This window comes from Rhodococcus sp. MH15 (genome assembly GCF_019266045.1).
GTDB lineage: Bacteria > Actinomycetota > Actinomycetes > Mycobacteriales > Mycobacteriaceae > Rhodococcus_F > Rhodococcus_F qingshengii.
In genome coordinates this window covers 1004946-1028617 of record NZ_LPNP01000080.1, presented here as the reverse complement: position 1 = coordinate 1028617, position 23672 = coordinate 1004946, and the positions used below count along the sequence as shown (strand labels likewise).

Annotated in this window: 21 protein-coding genes and 1 riboswitch; of the genes, 13 read left to right on the top strand and 8 right to left on the bottom strand. The window is 62.2% G+C overall.

Going from position 1 to position 23672, the window contains the following annotated elements; genetic code table 11:
* Positions 1 to 112: 112 nt before the first annotated feature.
* On the bottom strand, positions 113 to 658 hold the full coding sequence (locus ATN37_RS27800; protein WP_003939872.1) for a CGNR zinc finger domain-containing protein: 546 nt from the start codon (positions 656 to 658) through the stop codon (positions 113 to 115).
* Between the two features lie 68 nt (positions 659 to 726).
* Here ATN37_RS27800 and ATN37_RS27795 point away from each other — a divergent pair, with 68 nt between their 5' ends.
* The 7 genes from ATN37_RS27795 to metE all read left to right on the top strand — a co-directional run bounded on the left by ATN37_RS27795 (position 727) and on the right by metE (position 8608).
* The gene (locus ATN37_RS27795; RefSeq protein ID WP_003940332.1) at positions 727 to 1674 is read left to right on the top strand and encodes a DMT family transporter; all 948 of its coding nucleotides are present in this window, start codon (positions 727 to 729) and stop codon (positions 1672 to 1674) included.
* 45 nt (positions 1675 to 1719) lie between these two features.
* Complete coding sequence (locus tag ATN37_RS27790; protein ID WP_003940598.1) at positions 1720 to 2676, top strand: ABC transporter ATP-binding protein; 957 nt, start codon at positions 1720 to 1722, stop codon at positions 2674 to 2676.
* Positions 2676 to 3470, top strand: coding sequence for an ABC transporter permease (locus ATN37_RS27785; protein WP_019745005.1), 795 nt, complete (start codon positions 2676 to 2678; stop codon positions 3468 to 3470). The genes ATN37_RS27790 and ATN37_RS27785 overlap by 1 nt, the downstream gene beginning before the upstream one ends.
* Positions 3471 to 4595: a sensor histidine kinase gene (locus tag ATN37_RS27780; protein WP_003940336.1), complete on the top strand. Its 1125-nt coding sequence runs from the start codon at positions 3471 to 3473 to the stop codon at positions 4593 to 4595. It begins immediately after the preceding gene.
* A complete protein-coding gene (locus tag ATN37_RS27775; RefSeq protein ID WP_003940330.1) occupies positions 4592 to 5221 on the top strand; it encodes a response regulator transcription factor in 630 nt (209 codons plus the stop codon). Before ATN37_RS27780 ends, ATN37_RS27775 begins: the two co-directional genes overlap by 4 nt.
* A gap of 219 nt (positions 5222 to 5440) precedes the next feature.
* Positions 5441 to 5878 carry a helix-turn-helix domain-containing protein gene (locus ATN37_RS27770; RefSeq protein WP_003940179.1) on the top strand — a complete coding sequence of 146 codons (438 nt, stop codon included), beginning with the start codon at positions 5441 to 5443 and terminating at the stop codon, positions 5876 to 5878.
* 105 nt (positions 5879 to 5983) lie between these two features.
* A riboswitch (cobalamin riboswitch) is annotated at positions 5984 to 6185 on the top strand.
* 158 nt (positions 6186 to 6343) lie between these two features.
* Positions 6344 to 8608: a 5-methyltetrahydropteroyltriglutamate--homocysteine S-methyltransferase gene (gene metE / locus ATN37_RS27765; protein ID WP_003940074.1), complete on the top strand. Its 2265-nt coding sequence runs from the start codon at positions 6344 to 6346 to the stop codon at positions 8606 to 8608.
* A 58-nt stretch (positions 8609 to 8666) separates the two neighbouring features.
* On the opposite strand, the gene ATN37_RS27760 is transcribed toward metE, so the two are convergent.
* Positions 8667 to 10265 (bottom strand): ABC transporter substrate-binding protein, encoded by a 1599-nt coding sequence (locus ATN37_RS27760; RefSeq protein ID WP_063315878.1) that lies wholly within the window; start codon positions 10263 to 10265, stop codon positions 8667 to 8669.
* A gap of 173 nt (positions 10266 to 10438) precedes the next feature.
* On the bottom strand, positions 10439 to 11053 hold the full coding sequence (locus ATN37_RS27755; protein WP_003939912.1) for a TetR/AcrR family transcriptional regulator: 615 nt from the start codon (positions 11051 to 11053) through the stop codon (positions 10439 to 10441).
* A 104-nt stretch (positions 11054 to 11157) separates the two neighbouring features.
* Here ATN37_RS27755 and ATN37_RS27750 point away from each other — a divergent pair, with 104 nt between their 5' ends.
* The 5 genes from ATN37_RS27750 to ATN37_RS27730 all read left to right on the top strand — a co-directional run bounded on the left by ATN37_RS27750 (position 11158) and on the right by ATN37_RS27730 (position 17140).
* Complete coding sequence (locus tag ATN37_RS27750; RefSeq protein WP_003939926.1) at positions 11158 to 11709, top strand: MarR family winged helix-turn-helix transcriptional regulator; 552 nt, start codon at positions 11158 to 11160, stop codon at positions 11707 to 11709.
* 109 nt (positions 11710 to 11818) lie between these two features.
* Positions 11819 to 13018 carry a homogentisate 1,2-dioxygenase gene (locus ATN37_RS27745; protein WP_218695869.1) on the top strand — a complete coding sequence of 400 codons (1200 nt, stop codon included), beginning with the start codon at positions 11819 to 11821 and terminating at the stop codon, positions 13016 to 13018.
* Positions 13015 to 13884 carry a hypothetical protein gene (locus ATN37_RS27740; protein WP_030535303.1) on the top strand — a complete coding sequence of 290 codons (870 nt, stop codon included), beginning with the start codon at positions 13015 to 13017 and terminating at the stop codon, positions 13882 to 13884. Before ATN37_RS27745 ends, ATN37_RS27740 begins: the two co-directional genes overlap by 4 nt.
* A complete protein-coding gene (gene fahA / locus ATN37_RS27735) occupies positions 13881 to 15071 on the top strand; it encodes a fumarylacetoacetase (protein ID WP_030535302.1) in 1191 nt (396 codons plus the stop codon). The genes ATN37_RS27740 and fahA overlap by 4 nt, the downstream gene beginning before the upstream one ends.
* A 176-nt stretch (positions 15072 to 15247) precedes the next feature.
* Positions 15248 to 17140, top strand: a complete 1893-nt coding sequence (locus tag ATN37_RS27730) for an FAD/NAD(P)-binding domain-containing protein (RefSeq protein WP_232329908.1) — start codon at positions 15248 to 15250, stop codon at positions 17138 to 17140.
* A gap of 49 nt (positions 17141 to 17189) precedes the next feature.
* Here ATN37_RS27730 and ATN37_RS27725 read toward each other — a convergent pair whose 3' ends face one another.
* The 4 genes from ATN37_RS27725 to ATN37_RS27710 all read right to left on the bottom strand — a co-directional run bounded on the left by ATN37_RS27725 (position 17190) and on the right by ATN37_RS27710 (position 22357).
* Positions 17190 to 19616, bottom strand: a complete 2427-nt coding sequence (locus ATN37_RS27725) for an ATP-dependent Clp protease ATP-binding subunit (protein ID WP_118603269.1) — start codon at positions 19614 to 19616, stop codon at positions 17190 to 17192.
* Between the two features lie 114 nt (positions 19617 to 19730).
* Positions 19731 to 20246, bottom strand: coding sequence for a hypothetical protein (locus ATN37_RS27720; protein ID WP_118603266.1), 516 nt, complete (start codon positions 20244 to 20246; stop codon positions 19731 to 19733).
* 12 nt (positions 20247 to 20258) lie between these two features.
* Positions 20259 to 21458: an MFS transporter gene (locus ATN37_RS27715; protein ID WP_118603263.1), complete on the bottom strand. Its 1200-nt coding sequence runs from the start codon at positions 21456 to 21458 to the stop codon at positions 20259 to 20261.
* A complete protein-coding gene (locus tag ATN37_RS27710) occupies positions 21455 to 22357 on the bottom strand; it encodes an NAD(P)-dependent oxidoreductase (protein WP_003939725.1) in 903 nt (300 codons plus the stop codon). Before ATN37_RS27710 ends, ATN37_RS27715 begins: the two co-directional genes overlap by 4 nt.
* A gap of 108 nt (positions 22358 to 22465) precedes the next feature.
* Between ATN37_RS27710 and ATN37_RS27705 the strand changes: the two genes are divergently transcribed.
* Positions 22466 to 23044, top strand: coding sequence for a CGNR zinc finger domain-containing protein (locus tag ATN37_RS27705; RefSeq protein WP_165639066.1), 579 nt, complete (start codon positions 22466 to 22468; stop codon positions 23042 to 23044).
* Here the strand turns inward: ATN37_RS27705 and ATN37_RS27700 are convergent.
* Positions 23041 to 23670: a TMEM175 family protein gene (locus tag ATN37_RS27700; protein ID WP_030535295.1), complete on the bottom strand. Its 630-nt coding sequence runs from the start codon at positions 23668 to 23670 to the stop codon at positions 23041 to 23043. The two genes, ATN37_RS27705 and ATN37_RS27700, sit on opposite strands and share 4 nt — an antisense overlap.
* Positions 23671 to 23672 lie beyond the last annotated feature (2 nt).

The window sequence follows — 23672 nt, the reverse complement described above, 5'->3', positions numbered from 1 at the left end:
GACCATCCTCCTGGCTTCGCGAAATCTGTTCCGAATTCACAACGCTAGACCGATCCTGGCTCCCGACAAGGTATTCACTCAGCCTGGTTCTATCCCTCCGAACGCCGCTTGGTCACGCCCCGGATTTACGGGCACGATAGGCGGCGACGTGCGCCCTGTTCCCACAGTTTCCGGTGTCGCAGTATCGCTTCGAACGATTGCGCGACAAATCCACGAAGACCGCTTCGCAGTCCGGGGCCTCGCACCATCGCAACCTCGAGAATTCGTCGGTTCGGATCAGATCGAGCACACCCATCGCCGCTTCTGCGGCCATCCGGTCCACCAGTGGCGAATCGTCAGCGGTGACGTGCAGGTGCCAGCCGAGATCATCGTGCCTGGTGAGCCGCGGCCTCGCGCCCGATTCGAGTAGCAGTGTGTTCACCACCTCGACGGCGTCGTCCACTCCCGCGGCTTCCCAGAACTTTCGCAGTCGTGGACGCAGCGCACGAACCGCCGTCAATTCCTCCGGTGTGCCGTCCCGCCTGCCGGTCCAGCGATCCGCGTCGAGAAACCGTGTCAGCTCCTCTTGATCCGGAAGCAGTTCGGCCCCGCCGCGGGCCGTGTTGACCAACGACGCGGCGAAGACGAGCGCCGATTCCGTGTCACCAGCAAAATGCACTTTGACTCCTGAGCCGTATCAACCTAATGTCAGCATCGTAATCGCTTTTACTCCTGACGGGTGACGACGTGAACTCTCGCAACGGCTTGATCTTCGCTCTGCTGTCCGCGGCAACGTTCGGCGTATCGGGCCCGTTCGCGAAATCTCTCATCGAATCAGGGTGGTCCCCCGGCGGCGCAGTGTTCGCGCGCGTTGCCGGCGGCGCACTGGTGATGATGGTGATCGCCGTAGCCACCCAATGGCCTCGCCTACGACAGGTGAGCACCCACACGCGAACGGTACTGCTGTACGGGGTGTTCGCGATCTCGGGCGTTCAACTGTGCTTCTTCAATGCCGTGCAACATCTTTCGGTCGGCGTCGCATTGCTTCTCGAGTACCTTGCACCGATCATCGTCATCGGGTGGGTGTGGATAACCAAGGGCGCGCGTCCGAGCGTGCAGACGCTTCTCGGTGCGGCGGTGGCCTTGATCGGCGCCGCCGTGGTGATCGACGTCTTCGGATCGGCAGAGATCAGTGCCGTCGGAGTCGCCTGGGGACTGGCCGCCGCGGCATGCCTTGCAGTCTATTTCGTCATTTCCGAACGTGCGGACGGTGATCTCCATCCAGTTGTGCTCGCGGCATCGGGGCTCACGGTCAGTGCGGTGGTCATCGGCGCGCTCGGACTCGTAGGCGTCCTCCCCCTCCAGTTCTCGGCCTCGAACGCAGTCGTGGCAGACCATTCGGTGAACGTGTGGCTGCCGGTGGTGGTCCTGGTCCTGGTCAGCACTGTCATTGCCTATCTCACCGGCATCGCCGCGATCACGCTGCTGGGGCCGACAATCGGGTCTCTGGTAGCGCTGACCGAAGTGCTGTGCGCGGTCGTCGCCGCGTGGATCCTGGTCGGGGAATCCGTCACCGCACTCCAAGCTGTAGGTGGCGCAGCAATCATCGCGGGGTTGGTCCTCGCGCGCCTCGGCCAGGTTGCACCGAAACAGATACCGGCCGACCCGATGACAAATGTCATGGCAGAAGAATGACGGACGGACGAGGGATCACGACCTCGAAGCGAGCAGATTCTATGTATGACCTCAACACAGGCACGGCATTCACCACAGGCACTGCACACACTCACTGAAGGATCGGCACACGACGCCGTCCGGTTGACCGGACTTCGTAAGAGTTTCGGAACCGTCGACGCCGTCAAAGGTATCGACCTGAGCATCCGCCCCGGCGAGATCGTCGCGTTCCTCGGCCCGAACGGCGCAGGCAAGACGACAACCATCGACATGATCCTCGGCCTGTCCCGGCCGACGTCAGGCGAGGTGAGCGTCTTCGGAATGTCACCTCGATCGGCGATTGCCCGCGGACTCGTCTCGGCAGTCATGCAGACCGGCGGACTACTGAAAGAGCTGACGGTTGCCGAGACGGTGCAGCTGACCGCCAGCCTGTACTCCCAATCCCGTCCGGTCGACGAAGTGCTGGGGAGAGCCGGAATCCTCGACATCTCCGATCGCCTGGTCAGCAAATGCTCAGGCGGACAACAACAGCGGTTGCGATTTGCGATGGCGTTGCTGTCGAACCCGCAATTGCTCATTCTCGACGAGCCCACCACCGGTATGGACGTCGAAGGGCGTCGGGACTTTTGGTCCGCCATCCGCGCCGACGCAGATCACGGTCGCACTGTGCTTTTTGCGACGCACTACCTCGAAGAGGCCGATGTCTACGCCGACCGCATCATCCTGGTCAGGCAAGGCACCGTGGTCGCAGACGGGACCACCGCCGAGGTCAAGGCGATGGCGTCCGGGCGCACCCTGCGCGCGACTGTTCCAGGCATCACCGACGAACTCCTGCGAGCCATACCGAACTCCGACGCCGTCGAGGTGCGCGGTGAGTCGCTACTCGTGCACTCGGGCGACACCGATGCCGTTGCACGGTTCCTGTTGACCAATACGCAGGCTCGCGATCTCGAAATCGTCTCGCGTGGCCTCGAAGACGCATTCATCGCACTCACGTCGAACAACTCCGAAGGACAGAAGTGATGACCACTGCAACCGAAGCGAATACCTACGGAGCCGAGCGAACCGTCGTACCTCTCGGCGGATTCAACACGACGCTACTGCGACTGGAATTTCGTCGCCTGACTCGCAACCGGCGCACGATGATCTTCACGCTCGTCATGCCGGTTGTCTTCTTCCTCGTCTTCGGTCTCGGTCAAGGCGACGACGACCACGGGATCGGGCACGGCAATGTCGCCGCGTACATCATGATCAGCATGGCCCTGTACGGCGCGATGCTGGCCACCACCAGCGGCGGCGCGATGGTCTCGATCGAACGAGCGTCCGGGTGGAGCCGACAACTTCGGCTGACTCCCCTGACCCCGGTCGCCTACATCGCCGTCAAACTGATCATGGCGATGCTGCTCGGTCTCGTCTCGATTCTCGTGGTCTACGTCGTCGGCGCGTTCACCTCGGCGCAGATGGACGGATCACTCTGGTTCACAACGGCATTGATCGCCTGGCTGGGATCGTCGATCTTCGCGGCCTTCGGCCTGTTCATGGGGTACCTACTCCCCAGTGAGAACGTCATGCAGTTGCTCGGACCGGGACTGGCTCTGCTCGCATTCGGCGGCGGACTCTTCGTACCACTCACCGACGGTTCCGTATGGGCGACCATCGCACAGTTCACCCCGATGTTCGGCATCAACGCCCTCGCCCACGCACCGTTGACGGGCAATAGCATTCACTGGACCTGGATCGTCAATATCCTGGTGTGGTTCGCCATCTTCGCCGGCGGAGCGATCTGGCGGTTCCAACGAGATACGGAGCGTGTGTAGTTGTCGCAAACGACTGACCGAGAAGATTCCGTCGCGCTCCCGCGGCGGAATCGTTTCGGCGTTCTCTTCGCGGCGGTCTGGATGGTATTTCTCGGCGGGCCGCTGATCGAGGGATGGAATCTACGCGACGAACTGCGCGGCTGGACAGGGATTCTCGCGACGATCGCCTTCAGTGCCCTCTACCTCTACACCTTCGCCACAACGCAGCAGCGGCGTCGAATGACGATGACTCGGCCGACGATTCGCGAAGCTGCACTGGCTCTGTCCGCCTTGACCGCGTTGGCCGCTGTGATGATCGTGAGCGTCGGGCCGACAGGTTTGACAGCAGCACCGTACCTCGCGGTGACAGCGGTGACGCTGTTGCCGACCGTCGCCGGCGGCATTCTCGCTTTGGTGTTCGCGGCCTCCGTGGAGATAGTCAGCCTCTCGTCCGGATGGGGAAACTACTCCGGACTCTCACTCGGAGTCTGCGCGGCCGCGTTCGCGACCTGGGGAATCATGTCCCTGATCAGCCGCAACTTCGCCATACTCCATGAACGCGAAGAGCAGGAGCAGCGGGCAATCATGGAGGAGCGAACGAGGATGGCGCGCGATCTGCACGACATCCTCGGGCACTCGCTGACCGTCATCACGATCAAAGCCGAACTGGCCAATCGCCTACTCGATGTCGATATCGAACGTGCGCGCAACGAACTCGACGACCTCGAAAGACTTTCTCGTGACGCGTTGGCAGACGTGCGCTCGGCCGTCGAAGGATTTCGTGGGATTTCGCTACCCGTCGAGATAGCCCGAGCGCGAGAGGCATTGCGTGCGGCTGGTATCGAGGACGAGGTGCCGAGCAGTACCGACATGGTTCCCACGCGTCTTCGGGAACTCTTTGCATGGACGATCCGTGAGGGCGTCACCAACGTCGTTCGACACAGCGGTGCGACCCACTGCCGGATCACGGTCGACGAAAATAGTGCGTCGGTCGTCGACGACGGACGAGGGGCCGAGTCGACGTCTTCCGGAAACGGTCTGATCGGATTGCGCGAGCGCGCCGGAGCGTCGGGCGCACGAGTGATCATCACTCATCCCCAGCCACAGGGGTTTGCACTTCAGGTAGTCGAACAGGAGACAGAGTGAACAGCCAGGGCGATCGAGCAACCATACGGCTGCTCTTGGCGGACGATCAGGCGCTCGTGCGAGGAGCTTTGGCCGCGCTGCTCGATCTGGAATCCGACCTGTCCGTGGTGGCCGAGGTCGGTCGCGGCGACGAGGTGGTGTCCGCCGTTCTCGAACACCGCCCGGACGTCGCGCTTTTGGACGTCGAGATGCCCGGCATGGACGGAATCGCCGCGACGGCGGCCCTTCGCGAGGCAGCACCCGACACCCGGGTTCTGATCGTCACCACGTTCGGCCGTCCCGGATTTCTTCGTAAAGCCCTGCACGCCGGGGCCGGCGGGTTCGTCGTCAAGGACACCCCCGCCAGGCAGCTTGCCGACGCGGTCAGGCGTGTCCACGCCGGACTGCGCGTCGTCGATCCCACCCTTGCGGCCGACAGCCTCGTCAGCGGCGAGTCGCCCCTGACGGAGCGTGAGACCCAAGTACTGCGCGCCGCTCACGACGGCGCACCCGTGGCAGCCATCGCAGGGGCGCTCTTCCTGTCTGCCGGGACAGTTCGAAATCATCTGTCATCCGCGATGGGTAAGACGGGTGCGTCGACGCGCGCGGAAGCCGTCAGAATCGCCGAGTCGAACGGCTGGCTCTGATCCGCGCGTCTGGAATAGCCTTCCCCGGCAAATAGTTCGCCGTTCGATTCGTGATGGCGATTTGTCCAGATCACTCAAAGTAGGGACCTTCTACCCTAGGGATTTTCCCTGCAAACGACCGCTTCGCGAGAATCTGAAACAGCTAATCGTTCGATAACTGGCTATGATGCAGTTAATTGAACCGACGGAGCCTGTGCGTAGCGGGGGAAGGGACGTCTCATGTCGAACCAGTTCAACGATCGCTTGAACTCGCTGTTCGAGACTGCCGACTTTCACGTCACCAACGCGATGGTCGTTCGCGGCATGACCGAGTTCGGCTGCCGTATCTCGACGCCGTACCTGTCGCAACTGCGCACCGGCGTCCGAACCAATCCGTCACCCGAAGTGGTTGCCGCCCTCGCCCACTTCTTCAAGGTCCATCCGGACTACTTCTACGCCCCGTCCGATCACACTCCGCCCGCGATCTCAGGTGGCGAGGCAGACCTCTCCCTCCTCGAACAGCTGCACAACGTGCGCCTGCGGAACCTCACCTCCCGTGTCGTCGACCTCTCACCGTCTTCACAGGATCTGCTTGTCGAAATGGCGGAGAATCTACGTTCCTCCGAAAATCTTCCGCGCGTACCACCGGACTCGAATTCCTACATGTCACGCGCATAGCGCCCTTCGCCGACTCTCCTTGACTGCTCAGGGAGGGTTGGCCTTATGCTGGTCGATGCAGCTGGTTCGCCCGGCACGGTCATGAGGAGCCCCGAAGACCGGTCCCGGCGTCGAAGCTCCGTCAGCGCAAGCTGTCGGGGTGAGAGGGAACCCGGTGAAAATCCGGGACTGTCCCGCAGCGGTAAGCAGGAACGACCGCCGTTCATGTGCACTGGGCATCCGCCTGGGAAGCGACGGCCAGTAGGTTCGATCCAACTCGATCGAGTGCCCGCGAGTCCGAAGACCTGCCGACTGTGTCGGGCACGCCGTGCCCGACGGTCCACCGCCTCGTGGAATGGGCGTGTAGATCTCCATCGGACCTCGTGTGCGGTGCGGGCAGTGCTGCCCGCTGAAACTCGGGGTCTCGTGAGGTGTACCCGTCTGCCGGCAGTGGCCATCAATGCATTGGCAATCTGGAGAAACTCCGTGACAACAACATTCACTTCGACCGTGCTGGGCTCACCGCGCATCGGTCCTCATCGAGAACTCAAGCGGGCAACCGAAAGCTACTGGGCAGGGCGCATCGACGCCGACGCCCTGCAGGCTGTCGCCCGTGACCTCCGTCGGCAGGGCTTGGCCGACCTCCGTGACCTGGGCCTCGACTCCGTCCCGGTCAATACCTTCTCCTTCTACGACCAGATGCTCGACACCGCAGTTCTTCTCGGCGCGCTGCCCGACCGCGTCGCGTCGGTCGCCGATCCGTTGGACCGCTACTTTGCCGCTGCCCGTGGGACGGACACCATCGCGCCGCTCGAAATGACGAAGTGGTTCGACACCAACTACCACTACCTGGTGCCGGAGATCTCGCCGTCCACCACGTTCGCACTCGACCCGTCCAAGGTCTTGTCCGAACTGGCAGAAGCACTTTCCGACGGCATTGCAGCCCGCCCGGTCGTCATCGGACCGGTCACCTTCCTGCTGCTCTCGAAGGCTGTCGGCACCGACGAGCCGCTGCTCTCGCGACTCGAAGAACTACTCCCCCTCTACGCGGATCTACTCGGTCGGCTCGCGAAGGCCGGTGCGAGCTGGGTTCAGCTCGACGAACCGGCCCTCGTGGGCGATCGCACCGACGAGGAAATCGAAGCGGCACGCGCTGCGTACGAACAGCTTTCAGCGCTGTCCGAGCGGCCGTCGATCCTGTTGGCGTCGTACTTCGGTTCGCTGCGTGAGGCGCTGCCCGCGCTTGCGTCCACCGGCGTCGAAGGATTTGCCGTCGACCTGGTGGCCGGTCAGGATTCGATCGGCTCCGTCCCCGAACTCGCCCGCAAACTGGTCGTCGCCGGCGTGGTCGACGGACGAAACATCTGGCGGTCGGATCTGGATTCGGCACTGAGCACGTTGGGTGCTCTGTTGGGCAGCGTGGATAATCTTGCCGTCTCCACATCGTGCTCCCTGCTGCACGTTCCGTACACTCTCGACGCAGAAGCCGATGTCGACAAGGCCCTGCGCTCGTGGCTCGCGTTCGGCACCGAGAAGGTCAAGGAAGTAGTAACTCTCGCAACCGCTCTCACACAGGGCCGGGAGTCGGTGGAAGACGAGTTCGCTCTGGCACGAGCGGCCGCGTCGACCCGCAAGGACGATCGCAGACTCAATGATGCGAGTGTTCGGGGACGCCTGGCCGCCGTGCTGAACTCGGCGACCGGTCGCGCGCCCGCCGCCGAACGTCGCGCTGCCCAGGACGAACTGCTTTCTCTGCCGCCGCTGCCCACGACGACAATCGGTTCGTACCCGCAAACCTCGAAGATCCGCATCGCTCGCGCAGCACTGCGCAAGGGCGAGATCGACGAAGCCGAGTACGTCAACCGTATGCGCGCCGAAATTGCCGAAGTTGTTGCGCTCCAGGAAAAGCTGGACCTGGACGTTCTTGTTCACGGTGAGCCGGAACGCAACGACATGGTCCAGTACTTCGCGGAGCAGTTGGACGGATTCTTCGCCACCGCCAACGGTTGGGTCCAGTCGTACGGCACCCGCTGCGTGCGTCCGCCGATTCTGTACGGCGACGTCTCCCGCCCGAAACAGATGACCGTCGACTGGATCACGTACGCGCAGTCCCTGACCGACAAGCCGGTCAAGGGCATGCTCACCGGACCCGTCACCATTCTGGCCTGGTCGTTCGTCCGCGACGACCAACCCCTCGCCGACTCGGCAAATCAAGTCGCACTGGCCATTCGAGACGAGACCGTCGACCTGCAGGCCGCCGGAATCGGAATCATCCAGGTTGACGAACCGGCTCTACGAGAACTACTCCCACTGCGTGCCGAGGATCAGCGCGCCTACCTGGACTGGTCGGTCGGCGCCTTCCGGTTGGCTACCTCGGGCGTCGCGGATTCCACCGCGATCCACACGCACCTGTGCTACTCCGAGTTCGGAGCGGTGATCGGCGCCATCGCCGGCCTCGACGCGGACGTCACGTCCATCGAGGCGGCGCGCTCACACATGGAGGTCCTCGACGATCTCAGTTCGGTCGGGTTCGATCTCGGCGTCGGCCCGGGTGTCTACGACATCCACTCGCCGCGGGTGCCGAGCGTCGACGAGATTGCCGAATCCCTGCGTGAGGCACTCAAAGCTGTTCCTGTCGAGCGGTTGTGGGTCAACCCGGACTGCGGTTTGAAGACCCGCGGTTCCGTCGAGGTCGAGGCGTCACTGCGTAACCTCGTCGAAGCCGCGAAGTTGGTACGAGCGGAGCTATAGGGGCAAAGCCCCTGTGCGCCTTTTTGGTAGTGGGCACTACCAAAAAGGCGCACGGGGGTCAGCTCAACCACGTGTTGCCGAAGAGCAGAATCCCGTCCGCACTCGGGGTCACTCCGTGGACGTTCTCGCGCCACGGGATGAAGACCTTGCCGGAGTTGACCACGGCCATCGGCGCCGTCTCGTTGACCACGGTCTGAATATCGTCGATGACGGCTCGCCGCTCATCCTCGCCCGACGCTGTTTGCAGCTTGCCGAGCAACTCGTCCATCCGAGCGTTCTTGTAACCGAGGATGTTCGACGGCGATTCGCTGAACAGGTTGCCGTACATACGCACGAACGGTGACTCTTCCAGCACGTTGAACGCGAAGTAGGACACGTCGTAGTCGTGCTTAGCGTACAGCATGGAAATCAGATCGTTGATGCTGGTTGCGTAGGTGATGTCGACCGTGAAACCCACTGCCTGCAAGAGCGACTGAAACGTCAGTGCGCTGCGCTGCGTCGCCGGATCGTTCATCCCGACGTACGTCAGTTTTCCGTCGTAACCGTCCGCCTTCGCCTCGGCGAGATACTTCTTGGCCGCCTCGGGGTCGAAGCCGTTCCCGGCCACCGATCCGTGCCACTGCGACCACGACGCGAACATGTCGGTGCCGGGTTCGCCGAAGCCGCCCTGAACTCGCTCGTTGAACGTATTCGGGTCCACCGCAGCGACAATCGCCTTACGCACGCGCTCGTCCTTCGCTGCCCGATCGTCGCGCTGATTGATTGCCAGAACTCCGGCCATGCTGGCCGAGTACACAAATCCGGGATCACCGGCTTCGAAAGCCTCGTGAATGAAGTCGGGAGACTTCAGATAGGCAACCTGGATTCCGTCGGTGTGCAATCCTTCCAGTTTGCTCTTCTCGTTGACGATTGCCGGAAAGCGCAACTTCTCGAGGTACGGCGCCCCGTCCCAGTACGTCGGACGGGCAGCGAGCACCAATTCGTCCTGGGAGGCGAACTTCTCGACGGTGAACGGGCCTGCCCCGATCGGGGTGAACGTGCCGGTAGCCATCGACGAGGGCGCGACGATCATGCCGGGACCGGTGGTGAACATGATCGGGAACTCGTCCCACGGCTGCGCCAATGTAAAGACGACCGTACTCGGATCCGGTGAATTCGTCTCGCGCACAGCGGTCTTCCACACCAGCGCGTGAGTTCCCTTCTTCTGCAGATAGTGATCGATGCTCCACAGGACTGCCGCACTGTCCATCGGAGTGCCGTCGCTGAAGGTGACGCCGTCGCGCAATTTCAGTGTCCACACCGTGTTGTCGCCGTTGGCCGACAACGACTGAGCCAAGTGGGGGACGTATTCGCCCGCCGACGTATCGAAGCGCATGAGAAGGTCGTAGATGGCTGCCATTTCGCTACCACCGGTAGCGCCGCCGTCCTGACGGTCAGCCGGATCGAGACTGCTGATCCCGTTGTAGGTGGCAAACGACACGGTGCCACCCGATCGCGGCTCTCCCCCGTTGTTCTGGTCACCGACAACTCCGACCGTCACGTCCGATGCATCCGTGGTCGTACCTTGGCTGCTACCGGCGCACCCCGTCACCACCAGCGTCGCCGACGCCAGGACAACCATCCAGATTCGAGCGCGGACTCGGTACGAGCGCTTCATTGCGACTCACTTTCACAGTTCACGGATACGTCGATCCCTGGATCGGACACCCGACATATTTGTAAGTGAATTCTAGGTAAGGTCTCGTCCTGCGTCTTCGTTTTCACAAAGCCGAAGCGATAATTCGCGTTCATGACAGCAGAAACAAGAACTGAATTCTAGGTTGCAACCGTTCAGCGAATTACCAGTCCGATGACGTCTTCGACGTTCCGCTGGGCCTCTGCGAATCCGATCCGGCCACTGGTCCACAGCGCAAGGGCCGTCAACATCGTGCCGCCTATTGCCACGGCCGCAACCCTCGCCGTCTCGGCCGGGACGCCGTCCATCAACTCGAACAGCATTCTCCGATGTGCCGCTGCGCGCAGATCCAACGACTCGATCACGAACTGATCCGAGGACGAATGGAGTTCGATCTCCAACCGAGCGAAGTAGGGCCTACGCTCGAATGCCTTCATCTCGCGGCGATGAAGTGCCAGAACCCGCTCGTACGCGTTGTTCTCACCACCGTCTGCCCGCAACTTCTCAGGACGACGGACCGATTCGAGACCGCTCCACGCCGTCATCGCCGCAGCCAGAAGTTGCTGTTTGGTCGGAAAGTAGCGATACAGCGTTCCGAGTGCGACGCCTGAACGCTCCGAGACGTCTTTCATCTGGATTCGATCCGACGGCATCTCGGCCAGCATCTCGACCACCGCCGTGGTCAGTCGTCCTCTCCGCTCGAGTTGCCCCACCGACATGAGGTCGACGTCCAAGGGAAACTCGTCGCTGCGCGCAGTCACGCGCGTCACGATAGTTCAGAATCCTGACCGCAGTGCCGGGTTGCGAAGTTTCATCGTAACCCCGAGATTTAATACACGGATTAATCAACTGCAGATCGCGCTAGGGTTAGTCCATGACTGACCGGACAACCGATGACCAGCCAACCGTCGGCGTGCTGAACTTCTGGTCGTTCATCGAACTGGCCAACAAGCGACTGGCCACCGAACACGGCTTTCGCGACCAGCTGGCCACCGAGGTACTACTGACACTCAATCGGGCTTCCAACGTGGTCACCTACGATCTCGAGTCGTCGATCCACCGCCCTCGCGGCTGGTCATGGTCCTCCTTCAGGCTGTTGTTCGTCACCTGGCTGGCCGGTCCGATCGAGCCGAAGGCTGCCGCCGAGCTCACCGGCATGAGTAGGGCAGCGGTCTCCAATCTGTCCAAGTCGCTGCTGGCAGACGGATTGATCGATCGTCGGCCCACCGAGAACGACGGCCGTTCCGTCCAGCTGTACCTGACCGACAAGGGCCGAGAAGCCATGGTCGAAGCCTTTCGCGAGCAGAACGAACGCGAACACGCCTGGGTAAGCGTCCTGAGCGAGGCCGAACAGCGAATTCTTGTCATGCTCCTGGACAAACTGATCACCAACCGCAGCCAGTTCGACGTACGCGGACGTAACTGACATAGACCCCAACCCCCTTGGAGGGTTGCGCTCATCACATCATTTTAGTTAATATGTTTACTATCTGGTGGAGGTGAGCCAGGCAGAACAGCACAGAAGGAGCCCCGTCATGGCGTTCTATCGACAACTCGGCAACATCCCACCGAAGCGTCACACCCAACACCGTGACGAGTCCGGCAACCTCTACTACGAAGAACTGATGGGAGAGGAAGGTTTCTCCTCGGATTCTTCGTTGCTGTACCACCGCGAGATCCCGTCGGCCATCGTCGACGCAACGGTCTGGGAACTGCGCGATCAGAGCACAACCCCCAACCATCCCCTCAAACCGCGCCATCTGAAACTCCACACGCTGTTTCCCGAAAGCACCTGGAACGAGACCGACGTGGCAACCGGCCGTCGTCTCATCCTCGGAAATGCCGACGTGCGATTGTCCTACGTCGTTGCGGCAGCGCCATCTCCCCTGTATCGCAACGCAATCGGCGACGAGATGGTCTACATCGAATCTGGCGAGGCGACCGTCGAGACCGTCTTCGGTGCACTCGAGGCCAGTGAAGGTGACTACGTCCTGATCCCGATGTCCACAACGCATCGATGGATCCCCAAGGGTGACAAGCCACTTCGTGCCTACGCCATCGAGGCGAACAGTCACATCGTCCCGCCCAAGCGCTATCTTTCCCGCTTCGGCCAGCTGCTCGAGAACGCACCGTTCTGTGAACGAGACCTGCACGGACCGATCGCGCCCATGATCGCCGAAGGAACCGACGTCGAGGTACTGGTCAAGCACCGAACGTCGGCGGGCATCGTCGGCACCCGAATGGTTTATCCCACGCACCCTTTCGATGTCGTCGGCTGGGACGGCTGCCTGTACCCGTACACCTTCAACATCTCCGACTACGAGCCGATCACGGGCCGTGTTCACCAACCGCCGCCGGCCCACCAGGCGTTCGAGGGAAACAACTTCGTGATCTGCAACTTCGTTCCGCGCAAGGTCGACTACCACCCCCTGTCGATCCCGGTGCCGTACTACCACTCGAACGTCGACTCGGACGAGATCATGTTCTACTGCGGCGGTGACTACGAGGCGCGCAAGGGTTCCGGCATCGGTCAGGGTTCGATATCGATTCATCCCGGCGGCCACGCCCACGGACCACAACCCGGCGCCTACGAGCGGAGCATCGGCGCCGAGTTCTTCGACGAGCTCGCCGTGATGGTCGATACGTTCCGGCCCCTCGAATTGGGTGAGGGAGCCCTTGCCTGCGAGGACGAAGCGTACGCCTGGAGTTGGGCAGGGCGGGGGCCTCGGCAATGACGATCATCTCCCCACTCCTGCGCGGCCTGTGCGACGACGCAGCACTTTTCCCACCCGGCAATGCTCCTCTCGCCGAGGCAATTCCGGCCCACGCCGCCTACCTGCAGGCAGATTACGACGCACTGGTCGGGCCTTTCGTTTTTCCCGCGCCGCGACTGAGCGAACTGGCTGCGTACGTTTCAGCGGACAGCCCGGTGACGCTGAGTCTGACCGTGCCGGCCGGCCCATCCGAAACGGCGGCCGCACTCTCGAACGCGCTCGCCATCCCTGGTGTTCACGTCGCCGCCGTCGAGGTGGGAATTCCTGACGGGTTGGACGCCGATGCGGCCTTCGAGGAACTCTCTCGTGTCCATGCCGCTCATCCCGACGTCGACATTTTTGTCGAGGTGCCTCGAGGTGATCGGCGCGCGGGCTATCTCACAGCTCTCGAAACTGCCGGGCATTCCGCAAAGTTTCGCACCGGCGGGATTGTCGCCGAGGCGTACCCGAACGAGGAAGAGCTCGCCGATGCGGTGATATCCGTTGTCCGAGCGAATATCCCGTTCAAGGCGACTGCGGGACTGCACCACGGTGTGCGCAACACCGATCCGGAAACAGGCTTCGAGCAACACGGCTTCCTCAACATCATGGTGGCCGTCGACGCGGCGAGGCGGGGCGCCGATCGTTCGGAAATTGTTGCTGCACTGTCTCAGCGCGATGGAAAATCGATCGCGCAAGCCCTGGCCGACCTCACCGAGGACGAGGCCGGCGAGGTGCGTCGCCGATTCCTCTCGTTCGGTACCTGCAGCATCTCGGACCCTCTGACCGAGCTGGAAGGCCTCGGGTTGATCGTCCGCTCCGACAAAACCGAAGGAACTCTCGTATGACTGTCACGACCATCGACATTCCCGCCGACTCACTGTTCGGTCTCGACAATCTGCCGTACGGGGTCTTCTCCCCCGCGGGAGGGTTACCGCGTGTCGGTGTGCGCGTCGCCGAATCGGTGGTCGATCTCGCAGCGACACTAGGTGATTCCGTCTTCTCCGAACCGACTCTGAACGCGTTCATGGCTCAGGGACGAGATCAGTGGGTATCGGTGCGAAACCGGATCACGGAGCTCGTGACTAGCGAAATAGACTCGAATGCAGTGTTTTCCGTTGATTCGGTGACAATGCATTTGCCGATCGCAGTGGCCGATTACGTCGACTTCTACGCCTCGGAGAATCACGCAACCAACCTCGGGCGGTTGTTCCGCCCGGACGCAGCCCCCTTGATGCCGAACTGGAAGCATCTTCCCGTCGGATACCACGGGCGCTCGAGCACCGTCGTCGTCTCCGGCACCGACATCGTTCGTCCCTGCGGACAGCGGAAGGCACCCGATCAGGAAAGCCCGGACTTCGGACCGTCCCGGCGCCTCGACATCGAAGCCGAGATGGGGTTCATCGTCGGAACTCCCTCGAAGATGGGCGATTCCATCACCCCGGACGAATTTGCCGAGTACGTCTTCGGCGCCGTCGTCGTGAACGACTGGTCTGCCCGAGACATCCAGGCGTGGGAGTACGTGCCCCTCGGTCCGAACCTGGGGAAGAGTTTCGCGACCTCCATCTCACCGTGGGTCGTACCCTTGCTCGCTCTCGAAGCAGCCCGAATCGACACTCCGGTGCAGGATCCCGAACCGCTTTCCTATCTGCGTGGTGAAGAGAAGTGGGGGCTGGACATCGACCTGGCCGTCGAATGGAACGGTCACGTCGTCTCCCGGCCGCCCTACGCCCAGATGTACTGGTCGCCTGCGCAGATGCTCGCGCACACCACCATCAACGGCGCAGCAGCGAGCACCGGCGATCTCTTCGCGTCCGGAACCATTTCCGGACCGGACAAAGATCAGCGCGGCGCCTTCATCGAGCTGACGTGGGGCGGCAAGGAACCCGTAGCTGTGGGCTCCGAGACCCGTACCTTTCTCGAAGACGGCGACACCATCGCCATCTCAGCCACCGCTCCCGGCGCCGGCGGATCACGAATCGGCTTCGGGGATGTTCACGCTCGGATCCTGCCTGCAACGCAAACCGAAAGATAGTGATTGACAACTGTTTGATTCACGCTGATCTGATGTCCGGAATTCCTTGCCTCACGATTCTCCGAAGATAAGCTGGACTAACCATCCAGAGCGATCGAGAGTCCTGGCTCCGTGACGTCGCAGCAACCCCCTCTGCTGAGGTGCGGGTGCTTTCTGCCAGGTCCGATGGAGGACTCGTGCCAGGCGATCGACCCCGTACCTCAGTGGGGACAGCAGCTGTCATCGTGATCGTGGGTGGTGGACCCCGCGGGACCGGCGTACTCGAGCGGATCCTCGCTCACGAATCGGTGAACGCCGATCCCACACCGATCGACATTCACGTTGTCGACCCGTATCCGGCAGGCGCCGGCCGTATTTGGCGAGGCAGCCAGGCGCCGCTTCTGTGGATGAATTCGACAACAGCGGACGTCACGATGTTCACCGACGAGACCACCGCCGTGATCGGCCCGGTGCTGCCGGGTCCGACCCTCGCGGAATGGGTCGCCGAGCGCTCGGCTGAGCTTGCCGAATTCCCAGAAATCGCAGCAGAAGTTCCGACGATCACCCCGTCGTCGTTTGCATCGAGGTCACTGCAGAGCCGATACCTGAACTGGGTGTTCGAGACTGCAGTCGACTCCGCGCCAGCGCACGTCGACGTTCGAGTTCATCGACGATCCGTGGTCGACATCGTGAACGTCGGCGAGACACAGACGGTTCATCTGGACGACGGAGCTGTCATCGACGCGACGACCGTCCTTCTCGCACAAGGGCACCCCGATGCGTTGCCTGCCCCACGTGAAACCGCGCTGACCAGCTTCGCGTCCGATCACGGGTTGACGTATGTGGGTCCGGGCTACACTGCCGACCTCGACGCCGATGTCATTCCCGAAGGCGAACCGGTTCTGATCGCCGGACTCGGGCTGGCTTTCGTCGACTGGATGGTTCTCCTCGCCGAGAGCCGTGGCGGCATCTTCGAACGCGGTGAAGACGGCATCCTCACTTACGCTCCCTCGGGTCGGGAACCCCTGTTGTATGCCGGATCTCGTCGCGGAGTGCCGTATCACTCCAAGATTTCGTACTCGATCGCTGACGCACGGCCACCGCTACCGCGGTTCTTCACCGCTGATCTCGTTCCCGGCGACGGACCGTTGGATTTCCGAAACGACATCTGGCCCTTGGCGTCGAAAGAACTGGCAGGCGCCCACTATCACGAGCTGTTCGCATCTCACCCGGATCGGACAGTGGGCACCTGGGAGGAGTTCGACGCCGAATTCGCCTCGCTGGCCTGGGGATCGCCTCGATTGCATGAACTGGTCGAGAACGCAGTCCCGAAGCCGGAAGACCGTATCGATCTCGAGCGGCTGAACCGCCCACTCGGCGGTGAGCGCTACGACGGGCTTGCCGAGGTCCAATCCCGGATCACCGAATACATCTCGGCAGATGTCGCGCGGAGGTCGGACCCGTATTTCAGCGCCGACGCGGCTGTCTTCTCAGCGCTGCTGTCGACGTACATGACCGTCGGAGAATTGTTGCGGCGCGGCAGAATCCCGGCCGAATCCGTCGCCAAGGACGTCGAGGGTTGGCTTCATTCGTTCTTCAGCTTCATCGCCAGTGGTCCGCCACCCGAGCGACTGGAACAGTTGATCGCCCTCAACGAGGCGGGCATCGTCCAGTTCCTCGGGCCGGATTCGGTGTTCTCCACCGAGATCGACCCGGCAACGGGGGCTGGGATCTTTGTCGCGCGCAGTGCGTCGCACACCGACATCGTGGCCGCGAACATCCTCGTCGAAGCACGCTTGCCGGTTGCGTCCATCAGCGCGAGCGGTGACTTGCTCCTGCGGACGCTTCACCGTCGGGGCGAGGCAGTCGAACTACGTGCCACCGCCGACAGTTCGGCGAAGCTCGCGGTCGACGGCACGTCACGAATTCTTCTTCAGGACAACACTGCTCATCCTCGCCGCTTCGCCGCAGGGCCGTGGGTTGCAGGCCACAACTGGTCGGCGGCTTTCCCTCGTCCCCGTACCAATGCAGGGTTCTTCCGGCATAACGATGCCCTGGCGGCGGAGATTTTGGGCGCTACGCGCCTGTGAGCGGTTAGGGAGTCCTGGGACTCCCTAACCGCTCACAGGGGGCTGTCCCCTAGCTGAACACCAACTCACCCTCGTCAACCGCGACGGTGATACTGCCGCCCTCTTCGAGGAGATCGTCGAGCAGCATGTCGGCGATCTTGTCGTCGACCACACGCTGAATCGAACGACGCAACGGGCGAGCCCCGAACTCGGGTTGATGCCCGTGCTCGGCGATCCAGTCCACTGCGTCGGCGGTGAACTCGATCTCGATGCCCTTGGACTGCAGCCGCTTCCGGCTGTCGTCGAGCAGCAGATCAGTAATCCGGTGCAGTTGCTCGGTGTCGAGCTTGCGGAAGATCACGATCTCGTCGATACGGTTGAGGAACTCCGGCCGCATCGATTCGCGCAACCTGGCCATCACGCGGTCGCGCAGTGGCTTCTCCGCCGACTCTGCGTCACCCGTGGTGAAGCCGAGTCCACCGGACTTGCTCGAGATGATGTCCGAGCCGAGGTTGCTGGTCATGATCACGACGGTGTTCTTGAAGTCCACCGTCCGACCCTGACCGTCGGTCAGACGCCCGTCGTCGAGCACCTGGAGCAAGGTGTTGAACACGTCCGGGTGTGCCTTCTCGATCTCGTCGAGCAGGATCACCGAGTACGGGTTACGACGCACCTGTTCCGTGAGCTGTCCGGCCTCGCCGTAGCCGACGTATCCGGGAGGAGCACCGACCAACCTGCTGACCGTGTGCCTCTCACCGAACTCACTCATGTCGAAGCGCAGCATCTTGTTCTCGTCACCGAAGAGTGTGGCAGCCAGAGCTTTTGCGAGCTCCGTCTTGCCGACGCCAGTGGGTCCGAGGAACAGGAAGCTACCGACGGGACGATCCGGATCGCTCATACCGGTACGGCTACGACGCACGGCACGCGCGATGGCGCGAACGGCGTCATCTTGCCCGATGACACGACCGTGCAGTTCCTCTTCCAGACGGCGCAGGCGATCTTTCTCTGCCTGAGTCATCTGGCTTGCCGGAATACCCGTTGCGCGAGCGACAACTTCGGCGATTTGTTCAGCGGTCACGTCCGGCGTTTCCTCGGAAGGAACCGAGGATCCTGCCTTCTCGAGACGCTTTGCGACGCCGTTGATCTCGTCACGCAGGGTCGACGCCTTCTCGTACAACTCGTCGGCGACGGCTTTCTCCTTGTCGCTCTCGAGCTGCTCGAGACGCTGCTGCAGCGCAGCGGTGTCTACCGTGGCCGTCTTCAAGCGAAGCCTGGCGCCGGCCTGGTCGATCAGGTCGATTGCCTTGTCCGGCAAGAACCTGTCGCCGATGTAACGTGCCGACAGCTCCACCGCAGCGGTGATCGCCTCGTCGGTGTAGTGCACCTTGTGGTGATCCTCGTACCGACTGCGCAGTCCGCTCAAGATCGCGATTGCGTCCTCGATCGACGGCTCTCCGACCTGTACGGGCTGGAAGCGCCGCTCGAGCGCGGGATCCTTCTCGATGTTCTTGCGGTATTCGTCGAGCGTGGTGGCGCCGACGATGTGCAGTTCACCGCGAGCGAGCTTGGGCTTGAGGATGTTTCCGGCATCCATCGCACCGTCTGCGCCGCCTCCGGCACCGGCGATGGTGTGCATCTCGTCGATGAAGACGATCAGCTCGTCCTTGTGTGCGGTGATCTCGTCGATCACCTTGGTCAGCCGTTCCTCGAAGTCTCCGCGGTAACGGGTACCCGAGACCATGCTCGAGAGTTCGAGCTGGACGATCTTCTTGCCCACCAACGATTCCGGGACATCCCCGTCGACGATGCGTTGGGCGAGACCTTCGACGATGGCAGTCTTGCCGACGCCGGCCTCACCCACCAGGACCGGGTTGTTCTTGGTGCGGCGGGAGAGGATCTCGATGGTCTGTTCGATCTCGTCGGCGCGGCCGATCACCGGATCGACGCCGCCGTTGCGGGCGCGATCGGTGAGATCGATGCCGTACTTGTCGAGCGTCGGTGTGGTGGACTCGTCTTCGACTGGACCGGCTGCGGGATTCTGAACCGCTGCTGCCTGCAGCTTCTCCGGCGTGATGCCGGCCGAAGCGAGCAGACGACCCGGAACATGATCGGGGTCACCGGCCAGGGCGATGAAGAGATGTTCGGGGTCGATGTACGTCGATCCCAGGGCTCGGGCCAGTTGATGAGCCTCGAGTAGAGCGGTTTTCACGGCACTGCTGAGCGCAGGAGCAGAGTAGCCCCCCTGCTCACGGCCTTGTGGCAGCCGCAGGTCGACGGCGTCGACCACGGATTTCGGGTCGGCTCCGGCGCGCTGCATGAGCGTGCGGACCGGATCCTGCTCCGCCATGACGCGGAGAACGTGCAGTGCATCGAGATCCGAATCACCGCGAGCAGCCGCTACACGTGCAGCGTCAGCCATGAGTTGCTGGGTGGCCCTGCTCATGAGCCGGGAAATATCGATGCGACCGGGACCCTCGGGCCCGAAGAATGCTGGCATTCCGAAGCCTCCTTGCAGAAAGTTGAGCGTTACTGACTCAATTAACGTGCATGGGGCTCGATCAATTCCCGCGGGCTCAGATTTGTTTCAACACCTTCGGGCCACAGATCGTTCTCAACTACCGAAGGATCCGGTAGATCGACCGACCGGGTACGCCTCGACGTGCATGATCACCGATCCCCCGCAGGGACCACTCTTGATGTCGGTACGCCACGAACCTTTCAGACTGCCATCGGGCTGAGGTGTGTAATACGCCTCGGAGTGCGCCGGTGCCCACACCTTGGGCACGCCTTCCCCCTGGTAGCAATCCCACTCCCAGTCATAGGGGTGCACCCAACTGGTTCCGTCCCAGGTGTATCGCGCAGGCTGCGGCAACGTCGGATTGGCGGGAGCCGGACCGCCGACCACTGTGGCGATACAGACTCCGCTCGAGCAGTCCGTCTCGAACGTGTATGTATCGGAGAAATCCGGCTCCCACTGGCTGGCGGCCAGACTTGTGCCCGTCTTGGTCGCGGCGAAACGCTTGAGCGAGTAATCACCGGACCAATTCGCATCCGCAGCCCCCGCGGGCATCGCTCCGGCGACAAACCACGTAGCAACGAGCGCAACCACCAGCAATGACTTTCGCATGCGTGAAGTGAATCACAAGCTATGTCCGAATTGTCGGATACTGGCCACAAGAACACCGACGACGATCAGCACCAGCGAAACCAACGGCAACGCTCCCGCACCCCTGTCCGCCAAGATCAGCCCGCCCACGACGCCGCCCGCTGCGATCGCCGCATTGAAGATCGTCACGAAAACCGATTGCGCAGTGTCCACAGCGTCGCCCGTCGTATCCGCGAGCGCCGTCTGAAGGAGAGTGGGAGCGCCTCCGAATGCCACACCCCACGCCGCAACGCTGAGTGCGATCACAGCGAAGCTGTCACCGCCGACGCCCAACGCCGTCAAAGCTGCGGCAAAGACCACCAAGCTCAGCACGGTGAGACTTCGAAGGGCCCGGTCGACAAACACCCCGACCACACCGATGCCCACGAAGGCGAAAAGTCCGAACACGAACAAGACGATTCCCAACCGATCGCCGAAACCGATGCGATCCAGAAACGCCGCCAGATACGTGTACACGATGTTGTGCGCGAGGATCCACAAGAACGCGACAAACAGAATCGGTCGTACGCCAGGCAGGACCAGGACTTTCCGCACCGGCAGCTGCCGATCCGCTTGTTGCCCGGGAAAGTCCGGCATCACCGTGAGTATCCACGCGACCAGAAGTAGCGCAGCAACCGACATCACGGCGAAGACGACGCGCCAATCGGCCAGGGTCCCGAGCCACGCCCCCATCGGAACGCCGATTGCCAACGCGATCGGCTGTCCGACGGAGGCAACCGCAACGGCCCGCCCCTGCAGGTGAGGGGGCGACATCCTGCGTGCGTACCCGGCAAGCAACCCCCACACCACACCTGCCGCCATACCGGCCAGAAACCGAACACCCAAGGTGAGAACAAGATTCGACGAAAGCGCTGTCACCAGATTGAAGACACCGAACCCCAGAATCGCCGACACCAGGACAGCACGCCGTCGCAATCCTCGGGTCAATGCGATCAGTGGTACCGCCCCGACGACGGAACCCAATGCGTATGCGGTGACCAATTGCCCTGCGCCGGAGACTGATACGGACAACCCTGACCCGATCTGCACCAGTAGTCCGGCCGGCATGGTTTCGGTTGTGATCGCTATGAAGCCTGCCATTGCGAGTGCCGACAACCCGGCCAGCGGTAGTGTCCGGACGGAATCGGTCTCCGCCAGTGCCGAAGTCGCCGTCCCGTCCGAGTTCGAGCTCACCTCGTCGGTGTTTCGGGACTGCCTTCACCCGACTGGCCGGAACGGACCAGTTCTGCAATAGACGCCCAGTCCATCTCGCCCTGACCGTTCGCCAGAGCCTGAGCGAGCACGCCTCGAAGTACGCCACCGAACGGCAAATCCAGATCGACGCTGTCGGCGGCGTCGAGCGCAAGCCTCAAATCCTTGAGGCCCAGAGCTGTGGTGAATCCTGCAGGCTCGTACTGACGCGTCGCGACGAGGTTTCCGTAGCTGGAGTAGACCGGCCCCGGGAAGATCGTCGAGGTCAGCAGTTCTACGAGTTGGCTTCCGTCTACACCGGACCTCTCCCCCAATGTGATTGCCTCGCCCAAGGATTGAATCGCGGCGAGGATGAGGTAATTGCCGATGATCTTGACGATGTTGGCCTGCTCCGGACGCTCACCTTGTGGCCACGTGCGAGCACCGATGACGTCGAGGAAGGGTTGCACTCGCTCGAGGAGGGAACTGTCGCCGGCGGCGATGATGTTCAACTGGCCAGCCTGAGCAACAGAAACGCGTCCGAACACCGGCGCCGCGATGTACCCGATACCGTACTCGGCGTGCAGTGCGGCGGCGCGCTTGGCAAGGTCGACGCTGACGGTGGCCATGTTGACGTGCACGGTTCCACTCGGAACGGATGCGAGGACGGCGGGATCCAGAATGGCCGAAGACACGGCCGAATCATCTGCCAACATCGACAGCACAACACCGGACTGGAATGCCTCGGCAACGGTTTTCGCGCCGATCGCCCCTTCCTCGACCAGTTCGGCTACCGCTTCAGGGCTGCGATTCCACACCGTCACGTCGAAGCCTGCGCCCAGTAGATTTCGAGCGATGGGACGGCCCATCGCGCCCAAGCCGACCACGGAAACAGAAGTCATGGATTTCCCTCTCGAAAGTGCTGAACCATCTAAGACGGTTCAAGACTCTCATACGGGTACAGTTGCTGTCGAACCGGTTGAGATGGTTCGCCACGAAGGAGGACGAAAGTGAACGAAGCAGGAGCTGATCAATCCGCTCGGGACGTGTTTCGACTCGACAACGACACGCTCGCCTTCCGCTTCACCGCCACCCTCACCAATCGGAACGGCTCGAGGTTCGAACGACTCACGAGCCCGCAGCGACTCGAATTATGGTTACGCGCCAACGATCTGATGGGCGCCCCCGCAACCGCGACAGAAGACGACCTCCGCGGCGCGCAGGATTTACGTGAGGCCATTCATCGCATCGGAACCGCCGTATGCGAGAACCGCCGTACCTCACGCACCGATGTCGGGATCGTCAACACCGCATCCGAGCTCGGTGATGCCCACCTCGTCCTCGAGAGTGGCCGGGCCCTCTGGAAATCAGCCGGAGACAATCCGATCCGTGACGCTTTGTCGATAGTGGCTGCCGACGCGATCGCGGTGCTCGGTGGAGCCGACCGGGACCGCGTCAAAGCCTGCCAGGGCGACGGGTGCACCGGCCTCTACGTCGACACCAGTCGCGGCAACAACCGACGCTGGTGCTCGATGAACATCTGCGGAAACAAAGCCAAGAAATCCGCGATGACCGCTCGCACCGACTAGCTCATCTCACCTTCACCGCGACTCCATTTCGCCGCCACTCGGTTCCACAGCTTCTCGATCGGCGTCGACAGCAGGAGAAGAAACAGCGGGAAGTACGACGTCACCGGAACGAGCACACTGACGAGCAGCGCCACCACCATGATCAGGAAAGTGACGATTTCAGCGGTGAAATGCGGCTTCGCATTCTCTTCACTCAACGACGGGTTGCGAACCAGACCCCACGCGACCACCGCCAGGCACGCAGCACTGGCTGCCATTGTCCCGATGTAGAGAGCCCTGGTTCCGAGATCCTGCGACGGCGCCGCAACGAGCGCTGTCGGGAAGGGCAGGAACACGATGGTCATCACCCACAACCCCAGTCCGCGAACGACCACCTTGTCCGCGTCGACCACAAAACGAAGCAGCCGATGCTGCGACCACCAGAGCCGGAAGATCACCAGAAAGCTCAGGGCGAACGAGTAGAACTGCGCAGCGTGATCGCGCAGCAGTTCCGACGTGGTGCCGTGGTGGTCACTGGTGAGTTCGACCAGCGGCAGTACGAGCAGCGTGATCGCAATGGCGACAATCGCGTCGATGAAAGTGACGTAGCGCTCGAAGTAGCGGGTGCGTTCCGCAATCTCAGCCATTG